Annotated in this window: 11 protein-coding genes; 5 read left to right on the forward strand and 6 right to left on the reverse strand. The window is 68.2% G+C overall.

Annotation, left to right across the window (positions count from 1 at the left end; genetic code table 11):
- Positions 1-11: 11 nt before the first annotated feature.
- Positions 12-1628: a peptide ABC transporter substrate-binding protein gene (locus CFB52_RS27930; RefSeq protein ID WP_059581732.1), complete on the reverse strand. Its 1617-nt coding sequence runs from the start codon at positions 1626-1628 to the stop codon at positions 12-14.
- A gap of 178 nt (positions 1629-1806) precedes the next feature.
- Positions 1807-2385, reverse strand: a complete 579-nt coding sequence (locus CFB52_RS27935; protein ID WP_011548888.1) for a cupin domain-containing protein — start codon at positions 2383-2385, stop codon at positions 1807-1809.
- A gap of 497 nt (positions 2386-2882) precedes the next feature.
- Here CFB52_RS27935 and CFB52_RS27945 point away from each other — a divergent pair, with 497 nt between their 5' ends.
- Both CFB52_RS27945 and CFB52_RS27950 read left to right on the forward strand, forming a co-directional pair.
- Positions 2883-4400: a peptide MFS transporter gene (locus CFB52_RS27945; RefSeq protein ID WP_059608903.1), complete on the forward strand. Its 1518-nt coding sequence runs from the start codon at positions 2883-2885 to the stop codon at positions 4398-4400.
- 120 nt (positions 4401-4520) lie between these two features.
- Positions 4521-4727, forward strand: coding sequence for a hypothetical protein (locus tag CFB52_RS27950; RefSeq protein ID WP_059581729.1), 207 nt, complete (start codon positions 4521-4523; stop codon positions 4725-4727).
- 44 nt (positions 4728-4771) lie between these two features.
- On the opposite strand, the gene CFB52_RS27955 is transcribed toward CFB52_RS27950, so the two are convergent.
- The 3 genes from CFB52_RS27955 to CFB52_RS27965 form a co-directional block, all read right to left on the reverse strand.
- A complete protein-coding gene (locus CFB52_RS27955; RefSeq protein ID WP_099318052.1) occupies positions 4772-5896 on the reverse strand; it encodes an OpgC domain-containing protein in 1125 nt (374 codons plus the stop codon).
- Positions 5897-6314: 418 nt separating this feature from the next.
- Positions 6315-7214, reverse strand: coding sequence for an EamA family transporter RarD (rarD, locus tag CFB52_RS27960; protein ID WP_099318053.1), 900 nt, complete (start codon positions 7212-7214; stop codon positions 6315-6317).
- A gap of 27 nt (positions 7215-7241) precedes the next feature.
- The gene (locus CFB52_RS27965; protein ID WP_099318054.1) at positions 7242-7538 is read right to left on the reverse strand and encodes an acylphosphatase; all 297 of its coding nucleotides are present in this window, start codon (positions 7536-7538) and stop codon (positions 7242-7244) included.
- A 152-nt stretch (positions 7539-7690) separates the two neighbouring features.
- Between CFB52_RS27965 and hpnA the strand changes: the two genes are divergently transcribed.
- Both hpnA and CFB52_RS27975 read left to right on the forward strand, forming a co-directional pair.
- Positions 7691-8698 (forward strand): hopanoid-associated sugar epimerase, encoded by a 1008-nt coding sequence (gene hpnA / locus CFB52_RS27970; RefSeq protein ID WP_059581722.1) that lies wholly within the window; start codon positions 7691-7693, stop codon positions 8696-8698.
- A gap of 108 nt (positions 8699-8806) precedes the next feature.
- The gene (locus CFB52_RS27975; protein WP_099318055.1) at positions 8807-10213 is read left to right on the forward strand and encodes a phage tail protein; all 1407 of its coding nucleotides are present in this window, start codon (positions 8807-8809) and stop codon (positions 10211-10213) included.
- 122 nt (positions 10214-10335) lie between these two features.
- Here CFB52_RS27975 and CFB52_RS27980 read toward each other — a convergent pair whose 3' ends face one another.
- Positions 10336-11523 (reverse strand): glycosyltransferase, encoded by a 1188-nt coding sequence (locus CFB52_RS27980; protein ID WP_099318056.1) that lies wholly within the window; start codon positions 11521-11523, stop codon positions 10336-10338.
- A 402-nt stretch (positions 11524-11925) separates the two neighbouring features.
- Here CFB52_RS27980 and ispH point away from each other — a divergent pair, with 402 nt between their 5' ends.
- Positions 11926-12867 carry a 4-hydroxy-3-methylbut-2-enyl diphosphate reductase gene (ispH, locus tag CFB52_RS27990; protein WP_059581714.1) on the forward strand — a complete coding sequence of 314 codons (942 nt, stop codon included), beginning with the start codon at positions 11926-11928 and terminating at the stop codon, positions 12865-12867.
- Position 12868 lies beyond the last annotated feature (1 nt).

A 12868-nucleotide genomic window follows, 5' to 3' on the forward strand; every position in this document is an offset into this window, starting at 1 on the left:
GATCGCTCCGCTCAGTGCTTGATCAGGTACATGTCCTGCGAGGCGCGCATGTCGATCACGTTCTTCAGCGAATAGCCGCCCACGTACGACTTCACGAGACGGTCGGCCGAATACTGGAACAGCGGCACCATCGGCGTGTCCTTCATCGCCATGTCGTGCGCCTGCGTGAGCAGCGCGGCGCGCGCCTGGTCGTCGAGCTTCTGGTTGCCTTCCTCGACGAGCGCGTCCACCTGCTTGTTGCAGTAGCCGACGGTGTTCTGCGCGCTGCCGCAGCGGATCAGGTCGAAGAAGGTCATCGCGTCGTTGTAGTCGGCGAACCAGCCGTCACGCGCGATCTGCACCTTGCCGTCGTGCCGCTGCTTCATCAGCACCTTGAACTCGACGTTCTCGAGCTTCGTGTTGATGCCGAGCTTCGTGCGCCACTCCGACGCGGCGAATAGCGCGACCTTCTTGTGCAGGTCGTTGGTGTTGTACGTGAGCGTGAACGACAGCGGCTTCGCGTCCGAGTAGCCGGCCTGCTTCAGCAGGTCCTTCGCGGCCGCGACGCGCCTGGCCATCGGCCACGACGCCCATTCCGGCGTGAACGGCTGCTGCACGCCCTTCGTGCCGTTCGGCATCAGCCCGTACATCGGCTTCTCGCCGGCCTGCGTGAGCTTCGACGTGAGCACGTCGCGATCGATCACCATCGACAGCGCCTGGCGCACGCGCTTGTCCTTCAGCGCCGCGTCGCTGTTGTTCAGGTAGTAGTAGTAGGTCGCGAGCTGCAGGCCCTGGCGCAGCTCGCCGCCGAACTGCTTGCTGACCTGCTGGAAGATGCCCGACGGGATCGAGTAGCTGTAGTCGATCTGGCCGGCCTGGTACATGCGCATCGCGGTTTCGTCGCTTTCGATCGGCAGGTACGTGACCTTGTTGATCACGACCTTCGACGCGTTCCAGTACTTCGCGTCCTTCGTCGCCACGATGCGGTTGTTCGGCTGCCAGTCGGCGAGCTGGTACGCGCCGTTGCTGACGATGTTGCCCGGGCGCGTCCACGCGTCGCCGAACTTCGCGACCACGTCCTTGTTCACCGGCGCGAGCGGCGCCATCGCGGTCAGTTCGGGGAAGAACGCGACGGGCACGTCGGTCGTCACCTCGAGCGTGTACGGGTCGACCGCACGCACGCCGAGCGTCGACGGCGCGGCCTTGCCGGCGATGATGTCCTTCGAGTTCTTGATGAACTCGACGAGGATCGTGTACTTCGAGCCCGTCTTCGGATCGACGAGGCGCTGCCACGAGTAGACGAAATCGGCGGCCGTCACCGGCTGGCCATTGCTCCACTTCGCGTCGTGGCGAAGCTTGAAGATCCAGGTCTGCGGCGTCTTGCGTTCCCACGACAGCGCGACGCCCGGCACGATCTGGCCGGCCGCGTCGATGCGCGCGAGCCCTTCGAACAGGTCGAGGCCGATCGTGTTGCCGGTCCACGATTCGATGTGCGCCGGGTCGAGCGACTCGACTTCGGCCGGCACCTGGCGCGTGAGGTCCTGTTGGGGAGCGAGCGCGACGTTGGACGGAACGGTCACGGCGTGGGCGGCGGGCGTCGTCAGGGCGAGCGCGGCCAGCACGGCCGACATGGCATGCAAGGATTTCATCGTGGCGGTCTTGAGAAGGTGGTTCGGTGGGCGTCGCGCGGCGGATGCCGCGGCTTACGCGTGAGACGCTGACGGGTGCAGCGATCGGGGAGGCCCGTGGTTCTCGTATTGCATGTTAGTATTCCTTACATTTCTTTCGACGGGCATCCCGTCGAAGAAACGAAGGAATACCCGTGCGTTAGAACAGCCGCGGCGTACCGACCCAGACCACCACCGACTCGATCTTCGCGGTGTTGACCCAGCTGTGCGGGACCGTCGACTGATAGTGCGAACTGTCCCCGGCCTGCAGGACGAACGTCTTGCCTTCCAGCGTCAGCGACACTTCCCCTTCAATCACGTACAGGAACTCCTCTCCTGCATGTGTCGTCACCTCCGACCGCTTCTGCCCCGGCGGCATCCTCACGAGGATCGCCTCCAGCTGGCGCCCTTCGGACACGTTCGTCAGTCGCGCGAACAGGTTCGCCGAATCGGCAAACCCGAAGAAGCGCAACTGATCGCCTCGGCACACCGAGCGTTCCTCGCTCGGCGTATCCACGAAGTACTGCACCGTCACGCCGAGCGCGTGGGCGATACCGGCCAGCGACGTCAGTGACGGCGACGCGAGCCCGCGCTCGACTTGAGACAGAAACGGCTTCGAAATCCCCGCGGCGGTAGCGGTGTCGTCGAGCGTGCGCTTCAGACGTTGGCGCAACGCGCGAATCTTGCTGCCCAGTGCGACAGCGTCTGCCGATCGCGAGTTTTCAGTGGGGGGAACCATAGCAGGCCGAAAAGTGGTCGTCAAAAAATGTTTGATGGAAAGTAACTAAGTTAATTAGAGATAGCTTAATCTTCGGTTTCGTACACGCTTTCGGCGTTGAGCCCGGTGCACTAAACAGGGGCCGAAGCGAGCGAAACGACGCGCTATCTTGCCAGACTCGCCGGCTTCACAGGCAAGCTGCAAGCGGCTCTCCGGGAATTTGCGGAGAACGGTCGCGAAGCTTACAAGTAGATGATGAGACAAATGTTCCTGAAAGCTGCTGCCATATCGGGAGTTTCCCTAAGTGGCGCGGACCCGACGCACCGGACCGGCAAACGTTACCATTCGCGCGCCGGTCGGGGGCTTGCTCCGCCTTCCAACGCGGAGTTCGACCCCGGCCCGGGCTAACCGCCCGACTGCTCCATCGCCGACGCCAAGCCTACCCGGCCACCGTGCTCCGGCGCCAGTTCGACCCCAAGGCGACGCGCGATCCGCGCCGTCCGTTTCAAACGAGATTGATGATGCAAGCACCTGTTTCACAGACCCGATCGTTTACGACGGTCTTCCTCATCGAAATGTGGGAGCGCTTCGGCTACTACGGCATGGCCGCGCTCCTGGTCCTCTTCATGGTCGACCGGCTCGGCTTCACCGACAGCCACGCGAACCTGACCTGGGGGGCGTTCACCGCGCTCGTCTACGCCGCGCCGTCGATCGGCGGCTGGATCGGCGACAAGGTGCTCGGCGCGCGCCGCACGATGATCATCGGCGCGTCCGTGCTGTGCGCCGGCTACCTGATGCTCGCGGTGCCGAACGATCACCTGGCGTACATGTACGCGTCGCTCGGCGTGATCGTCGTCGGCAACGGCCTGTTCAAGGCCAACGCGGCGAACCTGGTGCGCCGCATCTACGAAGGCGACGACGCGCGCATCGACAGCGCGTTCACGATCTACTACATGGCGGTCAACATCGGCTCGACGGTGTCGATGCTCGCGACGCCGTGGATCAAGGATCACTGGGGCTGGCACACCGCGTTCGCGGTCTGCTGCGGCGGCATGCTGCTCGCGATCCTCAACTTCATGCTGATGCACCGCACGCTCGCGCACGTCGGCTCGCAGCCGGACGACGAGCCGATCCGCTGGAAGCGCCTCGGCGCGGTCGCGGCCGGCGGCGTCGCGCTCGCGCTGATCACGCTGTACGTGCTGCAGCACAAGCAACTCGCGGTCGCGAGCGTGTGGACGGCCGCATTCGCGATCCTCGCGATCTTCGCATACATGATCGCGAAATCGGAGCGTTCGGAACGCGCCGGCCTGATCGCGGCGCTCGTGCTGATCGGGCAGGTGATCCTGTTCTTCATCTTCTACGTGCAGATGTCGACGTCGCTGACGCTGTTCGCGCTGCGCAACGTCGACCCGCGCTTCATGCTGTTCGGCACGACGCTGTTCACGTGGAGCGCCGCGCAGTTCCAGGCGCTGAATCCGATCTGGATCATGCTGCTGAGCCCGGTGCTCGTGTGGGTCTACAACGCCGTCGCGAAGGGCGGCCGCGACCTGCCGGTCGCCGCGAAGTACGCGCTCGGTTTCGGTGCGGTCGCCGCGGGCTACCTGGTGTTCACGATCAGCGGCCGCTATGCGGTCGACGGCCGCGTGTCGTCGTGGTTCATGGTGTGGGGCTACGGCCTGTACTCGCTCGGCGAGCTGCTCGTGAGCGGCCTCGGCCTCGCGATGATCGCCCGCTACGTGCCGGCGCGCATGAGCGGCTTCATGATGGGCGCGTATTTCGTCGCGACGGGCGTGTCGCAGTATCTGGGCAGCGTCGTCGCGAACTTCGCGCAGATGCCGTCGCACGAACTGCCGGCCACCGAATCGCTGCCGCTCTACCTGTCGCTGTTCGAGAAGCTCGGCTGGCTCGCCGCGATCGGCATGCTGCTCGCGCTGCTGCTGCTGCCGCTGATGAACCGCCTGTCGCGCCAGCATCAGCGCTGCACGGACGAGCGCCGCGAAGAAGCGCTGCAGGCGCAGGCCGCCGCCGCGCAGTAAGGACTATCCCTCGGCGTGCGGCATGCACGCCACATTCTCCCGCCAGAAACGCGAACGCGTCCTACACTGGTTGCAGGCAACGCATCCGCTTCGCGAGATGCGCACTGGCGGGAGAACACGATGAAAAGCAAGACGACGCGGCTTTTGAGGATCCTGTCGGACATCCGGCACGCGCAGCGCTGCACCGCGATGCGCGCCGCCCGGGCCGCGGCCGAAGCCGACGCGGTGCTCGCGGAGCGCGACGAGCCGGCGCAGGACGAACGCGACGACGCCGAACCCGACGACGCCACCGCCACGCCCCGCTCCCGTATCGGCTCACCTCACTGACGCCGCGCGGCGCCTGCCGCGCCGCATACGCCACTTCCGCGCGCCTACGCCGCCGCGCCGCGCCATCGCGCGATCCACGTTCCCGAACCGGCCACCGCCATCATCAGCCCGAGCGCGCACGCGTCGGCCACGAGGCCCACGCCGACATGCCGCAGATCGGCGCCGCGCACGACCGGATGCAGCAGCGAATCGATCACGAGCGAGATCGCCGCGCCCGCGACGAAGCAGACCAGCCCGCGCTGGCCGACCGCCACGACGGGCCGCACGCCCTGCGCGATCCGCGCGATCCAGCCGAAGCGCACGCAATCGGCCATCAGCCACGCGACGGCCGCGAAGCTCACGACGCGCGGCAGCGCGAGATCGCGCTTGAACACGCCTTCCGGCACCGGCAGCCCCGAGAACAGCTTGTAGCTCGCGCAACCGAGCACGATCGCGCACGCGAGCCCGGTCGCCGCGGCGCCCCAGCGGCCGAGCGCGATGCGCTGGTAGAACGGCTGGCAGCGCGCGAGCACGCCGGCGACGAACATCAGTTGCCACGCGAACGGGTTGAAGCTCCAGCGAAAGCCATCGGTGTCCAGCAGCTCCGGGCCGAGCCAGGCCGCCGCGAGCCACGACGCGACGCTGAGCGCGACGAGCGGCCACGGATGGCGCCGCGCGAACGGCACCAGCACCGGCGACGCGAGCGCGAACAGCACGTACATCGGCAGCACCGACGCGAGATACGGCTGGCGCTGGAACGTCAGCAGCTCGGCGAGCCCCGTGAGCGGCGACGCGAGCATCACGCTGACGTCGTCGAGCGCGAGGTTCGGCGCATCGATCCCGTAGTGGTCGAGCACCGCCGACACGACGAGCATCAGCGTCGACGTCGCGAGAAACGCGCGGTAGATCTGCATCGCGCGCCGCACGAACCGCTGCTGCGCGGCGCGCGCGCCGTGCCGCTCGGCGATCGCGCCGTACGCGCTCGCGGTCGCGAAGCCGCCGAGGAACACGAACACCTCGGCCGCATCGCACAGCGCGAACGCGTGCAGCGTCACGCGCGACAGCACGCTCGCACCGATGTGATCGACGACGATCATCAACAGCACCAGCCCGCGGAAGAAATCGATTTCGATCAGGCGGCCGCTGCGCGGCAGCTGCACCGTAGTGGAATGCAGCGGGCTCAACGACATGAGCGCACCTGTACGGCGGCGGTGCGGCGTGCACCGGGGAGGGGATCGGGAACAAGCAGGCGAGCGCGATCGGCGGCGATACGCGTATGCTCGCATCGCGCCAACCCGGGCGGCTCGGCACGGAGGTGACCGTTCATTGAAAAGCTGCATACGAAGGGAAGTCGGTCAGATCAGTCTAATGGCCGATCAGGGGAGACCCTAAGTAACAAAGTGCAACCGAATCTTCTCTTCGATTACACGCGCGAGCGTGGCGCAGCAAGGCAGGCAGCGTCGCCAGATTCGCGTCAGCGCGGCGCCAGTTGGCGGTCAGTATCGATGGATTCGGCGGAACCCGGCAGCGAAACGAAGCTGTCGGATGGTCGATGAAACACGCGATGCGCGGCACGTTGCGCACGGCCGGCGCATCGCGACGATGCGGTTAACCGCGCGCGGGCAAGCGCCGCATCAGCATCGCGCTGTGCCATGCGGTCAGCGCGACGGCGACCCAGATCGGCCCGTACGTCGCGAGCTGCGCGACGCTCAGCGTTTCGCCGAGCAGCAGCAGCGACACCACGACGAGCAGCACCGGCTCGACGTAGCCGAGAATCCCGAACAGCGCCATCGGCAGCATGCGGCTCGCCTTCAGGTAGCTCGCGAGCGCGAGCGTGCTGAGAATGCCGAGCCCCGGCAGCAGCGCGGCCCACAGCAGCGGATGGCCGGCGACACGCGTCGTGCTCGTCGCGACCATCGCGAACGCGACCGGGCACAGCAGCACGATCTCGATCGCGAACGCGGCCAGCGAATCGGCGCTGATGCGCCGGCGCAGCACGAAATACGGCGGATAGCCGAGCGCGACGACCAGCGTCGGCCACGCGAACGCGCGCGTCGCCCACACCTCGTGCGCGACACCGAGCGCCGCACAGGCGACCGCCGCCCATTGCAGCGGGTCGAGCCGTTCGCGATAGTAGAAGCGGCCGACGAGCACCATCGTCAGCGGCAGCAGGAAATAGCCGAGCGACACTTCGAGCATGCGGCCGTGCAGCGGCGCCCACAGGAACAGCCACAGTTGCACGCCGAGCAGCGCCGCGCTCGCCGGCAGCGCGATCAGCAGGCGCCAGTCGCGCGCACCGCGCGCGGCGAGGGCGACGAGCGCCGGCCAGCGGCCGCGCAGCGCGATCAGCGCGAGCGCGCCCGGCGCGGTCCAGAGGATGCGCCACGCGAAGATGTCGAGCCCCGTGAGCGGCGCGAGCAGTTTCGCGTAAGCCGACATCAGCGCGAACAGCGTCGACGCCATCACCGACAGCATGAGGCCGCGCCCGGCTTCCGGATACCCCGTCATATTGTTGTGTGTCCCCTCGCGTGGTGCTTACTGCTGCTGGAAACGTTCGAAGCGCTTCTCGGTCAGGCGTTCCTCGAACGTCACCTCGGTCACGCGCGCGGCGGGCGGCCCGTGACGCAGCCACGCGAGCATCCGGTCGATCTGTGCGCCGGGCCCCTGGATCATCGCCTCGACGGTGCCGTCCTCGAGATTCGCGACCCAGCCGCGCAGCTTCAGCGCATGCGCTTCGCGCACCGTCGCATGACGAAAGCCGACGCCCTGCACGACGCCGCGCACCCGCACGTAGTAGGTCTCGATCCGTTCGTCCAGTTCATTGCGGCTCATCGCGTCGCCCTCCCGTTGCATTCAAGCCCGGCATTGTAGTCGCGTCGGCCGCTTCGCACACGCGCCGGCCGGGCGTCGCCGCGCACGCCGACCACGTACAATCTCGCCGATGCCCAACCGCCGCGCCGCCCGCGCGGCCCAGAAGGAAACGCATGACTGATACTTCCCGCGATCTCGTTCTCGTCACCGGCGCGTCCGGTTTCGTCGGCTCGGCCGTCGCGCGCATCGCGCAGCAGAAAGGCTATGCGGTGCGCGTGCTCGTGCGCCCGACCAGCCCGCGCACGAACGTCGCGGATCTCGATGCCGAGATCGTCACCGGCGACATGCGCGACGAGGCGTCGATGCGCGCCGCGCTGCGCGGCGTGCGCTACCTGCTGCATGTGGCGGCCGACTACCGGCTGTGGGCGCCCGACCCTGACGAGATCGAGCGCGCGAACCTCGAAGGCGCGGTCGCGACGATGCGCGCGGCCCGCGCGGAAGGCGTCGAGCGGATCGTCTATACGAGCAGCGTCGCGACGCTGAAGGTGACGAGCGCCGGCGACCCGTCCGACGAGAACCGGCCGCTCACGGCCGAGCAGGCGATCGGCGTATACAAGCGCAGCAAGGTGCTCGCGGAGCGTGCGGTCGAACGGATGATCGCCGACGAAGGGCTGCCGGCCGTGATCGTCAATCCGTCGACGCCGATCGGCCCGCGCGACGTGAAACCGACGCCGACCGGCCGCATCATCGTCGAGGCCGCGCTCGGCAAGATTCCCGCGTTCGTCGATACGGGGCTGAACCTCGTGCACGTCGACGACGTCGCGCACGGCCACTTCCTCGCGCTCGAGCACGGCCGGATCGGCGAGCGCTACATCCTCGGCGGCGAGAACCTGCCGCTGCAGCAGATGCTCGCGGACATCGCGCAGATGACGGGCCGCAAGGCGCCGACGATCGCGCTGCCGCGCTGGCCGCTGTATCCGCTCGCGGTGGGCGCCGAAGCGGTCGCGAAGTTCACGAAGAAGGAGCCGTTCGTCACCGTGGACGGGCTGCGGATGTCGAAGAACAAGATGTATTTCACGTCCGCGAAGGCCGAGCGCGAGCTCGGCTACCGGGCGCGCCCGTATCGCGAAGGGCTGCGCGATGCGCTCGACTGGTTCGGCTCGGCGGGCTACCTGAAGTAACACAAAGCGGCGCACCTCGCGCCGCTTTGCGCACTTTGTTACACGTCGCGCACGGACCGGCATCGGCGCAGCGGTTAAAATCGCGGGTCTTACGCAGAGAAGACACGCATGAACCTCAACGATCAGATCGCTTCGCTCGCCACGGGCGTCGATCAGCTCCTCCACGATCACCACGCCGCACAGCAGGCGGCACGCAGCGCGGAAGCCTTCGCGCGCGCCGCCGCGGCGGAAGCCCGGGCTGCCGCCGAGCGCCACGCGGCGGCGGAAGCCGAAGCGAAGGCCGCCGCGCAGCGCCACACGGCCGCCGCCGCCGATGCCGAAGCCGCGCAGCGGCGCCATGCCGATGCCACCGCCGTCGCCGAGGCGGCCGCCCAACGTCATACCGATGCCGCCGCGCAAGCCGAAGCCGCTTCGCAGCGCCATGCGGAAGCCACCGCGCTGACCGAAGCGCTCGCGCAACGTCACGCGGATGCCGAGGCCGCATCGCAGCGGCACGCGGCGGCGATCGCCGAAGCCGAGGCCGCCGCGCAGCGTCATCACGCTGCCGCGACCGAAGCCGAAGCGGCCGCGCAACGTCATGCGGCGGCGACCGCCGAAGCCGAAGCCGCCGCGAAGCGCCACGCGGAAGCGACCGCCGAAGCCGAGGCCGCCGCGCAGCGCCACCGGACCGCGATCGCCGAGGCCGAGGCGCTCGCCCAGCGTCACACGCAGGCGCTCGCCGACACGCAGGCCGCCGCCCGGCGTCACGCCGAAGCGACCGCCGAGGCCGAAGCCGTCACGCAGCGCCACGCCGAGGCGATCGCCCAGGCCGAAGCCGCCGCGCAACGCCACGCCGAGGCCACCGCCGAAGCCGAAGCCATCACGCAGCGCCATACCGAGGCGATCGCTCAGGCCGAAGCGGCCGCGCAGCACCACGCGAAGGCCATCGCCGACGCCGAGGCGCTGGTCGAGGCCGTCGTCCAGGAAGCCGCGACGAGCGCGGCGGCAACCGCCGTGGCGGCTGAAGTCGTCGAGCCGGCGGTGGCGCCGCCAGCGTCCGTGAACGCGGCCGCGCCGGCCGTGGCTGAAACGGTCGAGACGGTCGAAGTGGTCGAAGCAGCCGGCGCGCCGGCCGATGCCGAGACGGCACCGATTCCGACCACACGAGCCGAAACCGCGGTTGAAGCCGGCGCCGCTGCCGCGCCTGCCGACAAGGCGACGCTGCACGTGTCGCGCCCGTCCCAGAACGAACTCACGCTGTCCATCAACGGCCAGTCGATCACGCTGCATCCCGAGCAACTGGGCCAGTTGATCGAGGAGCTCGCGCATGCACGCGCGTCGATGCAGCCGGAGCCGCCGCCCGGCATTCCGGCCGGCTGGCGTTTCGTGACGACGAAGAACCCGATGATGGCCGTGCAGAAGCAGGCGAACGGCGACCGCCTGCTGGTCGCGCGCCACACGGGCTACGGCTGGGTGCCGTTCACGTTCTCGCCGGACGTCGTGATCCAGATGTACATGATGCTGACGCAGCGGTAAGCGCCGGCATCGGCCGGCAACCGGCCGGAGGACACACAGCCCGAATCGGCTTGCGTCGATCCGGGCTGTGTGTTTTCAGGGGGCCGGTTTATCGGTACGGCAGCGGCATCCGCCGGCGTGGGTCAGCGCTCCACCGGCGCCTGCACGCGCGCCTTCCACTGGCCGCCCTTGCCGCGCCAGTAACGCCACGCGGACGCGAACGTCGCGCCGACGTAGAACAGCGCGACGAGCGGCAGCGCGGGCGCCCACAGCGGCGAGCGCCGGTAGTAGCGCAGCATCGGCGCATACGCGGCGCACATCGACGCCCACGCGAGCCAGGCCGGCCATGCGCGCGCGCCGTAGGCCAGCGCGGCGCAGGGCGGCACCAGATAGATGATCGTCATCCCGAGCAGCGTGCCGGCCAGCAGTAGCGGCGAATAGTGCAACTGCGTGAACGCGGTGCGCGCGATCATGTTCCAGATGTCGCGCCAGCTGTCGTACGGGCGCAGCGACACGCTGCGATCGGCGAGATCGAGCCGGATCGGATGACGGCCGCCGCCGCGATGCTTGATCTGCGCGGCAAGGCTGCAGTCGTCGATCAGCGCGCCGCGAATCGATTCGATGCCGCCCGCTTCCTCGAGCGCCGTGCGCTTCACGAGCATGCAGCCGCCCGCGGCGCCGGCGGTCCGGTTGCGCGGGTTGTTGATCCACGAGAACGGGTACAGCTTCGCGAAGAAGAACACGAACGCCGGAATCAACGCCTTTTCCCAGAACGAATCGCAGCGCAGCCGCACCATCAGCGACACGAGATCGCGATTTTCGGCCTGCGCGCGCGTGACGAGCTGCGCGACGGCGTCGGGCGGATGGCCGATGTCGGCATCCGTCAGCAACAGGTAGTCGGCCGGCAGGCCGAGCGTCTGCACGGCCGCGATCCCCTGCGATTGCGCCCACACCTTGCCCGACCAGCCGGCCGGCAACGGCTTCGCGCTCAGCACCGTCAGCCGGTCGGCGCGGTTGATCGCGAGCGCGGCCGCGCGGGCCGCGTCGGCGGTGCCGTCGTCGCTGTGGTCGTCGACGATGATCAGATGAAAGTCGCCCGGATAGTCCTGCTCGAGCAGCGAAGTCGCCGCGCGGGCGATCACGTCGGCTTCGTTGCGCGCCGGCACGACGGCCACGACGGCCGGCCAGCCGGCCTCGGCCGCCGCGCCGCGGGCGTCGGCCGGCAGCGGCCGCGCGGGCTGCGCGCGCCAGAAGCCGCCGCGCGCGACGAGCAGCACGATCCAGATCAGCAGCGACAGGCCGGACACCAGGAAGGCGATCGCGAGCATCATCGGCCTGCCCCCTGCCGGGCACCGGCGCGTGCGACATCAATAAGGGTCTGGAACAAAACACCCGGCCCCGCAGGAGCGGACGGGCAATACGCGTAAGAATCGACGGTCATCGAATGGCCTTGAAATGAGCGCGATGGCGGGCAGCCGGAGCGGCCGCCCGCGAAACCGCGCAGTTTACCGGGTTCCGCGCGCGCCAGCGCCGACGCGGCTCTCCCGCAATTGCAACGGTGTCGATACGGCACCGAAGCAAGGACGGCCCGATAGGGTTAAAATGCGCGATTAATTCGGGGTTCCGGGGCCTGGCCGGCCGGTTCGTTCCTGCCTTCATAACATCAAGCCGGGGCGAGCAAGCGCGTGCCAGCGCCTCGAACCCCGGCGTCTGTCGTCGGAGTTCGCTCACCTATGCGAGTCATCCTTGCCCAGCCCCGCGGCTTTTGTGCGGGGGTTGTCCGTGCGATCGAGATCGTCGATCGCGCGCTGCAACAGCACGGTGCGCCGGTCTATGTGCGTCACGAGATCGTGCATAACCGGCATGTCGTCGAAAATCTGCGTAATAAAGGGGCACGATTCGTTGAGGAGCTCGACGAGGTGCCGCACGGCGCTGTCGCGATCTTCAGCGCGCACGGTGTCGCCCAGACGGTCGAGCGCGACGCGCAAACGCGCGGGCTCGACGTGCTCGACGCGACCTGCCCGCTCGTCACGAAAGTGCACGTGCAGGGCCGCCAGTACGTCGCGGCGGGCCGCCGGCTGATCCTGATCGGCCACGCGGGCCACCCGGAAGTCGAGGGCACGATCGGCCAGATTCCGGCCGAGGTGATCCTCGTGCAGAGCGAGGCCGAAGTCGATACGCTGACGTTGCCCGTCGACACGCCGGTCGCGTACATCACGCAGACCACGCTGTCGGTGGACGACACGCGCGGCATCATCGAAGCGCTGCAGCGCCGGTTCACCGACCTCGTCGGCCCGGACACGCGCGACATCTGCTATGCCACGCAGAATCGCCAGGCCGCCGTGCGCGAGCTGAGCGAACAGGTTGACGTGCTGCTCGTCGTCGGTGCGACGAACAGCTCGAACTCGAACCGCCTGCGCGAGATCGGCACGGAAAGCGGTGTGCCGAGCTATCTCGTCGCCGACGGCTCGGAAGTGAAGGCCGAATGGTTCGCGGGCGTGCAGACGGTCGGCCTGACCGCCGGCGCGTCGGCGCCCGAGGAAATGGTCGAGGATGTAATCGGCGCGCTGCGCGCGCTGGGGCCCGTCGAGGTCGCGACGATGGCGGGCCGTGAAGAAAAAGTCGAATTCAAGTTGCCGGCGAAGCTCACGCAAGCTGTCGCCCGCGAAGTTTAAG

The organism is Burkholderia sp. AU18528 (assembly GCF_002223215.2).
GTDB classification, from domain to species: Bacteria; Pseudomonadota; Gammaproteobacteria; order Burkholderiales; family Burkholderiaceae; genus Burkholderia; species Burkholderia semiarida.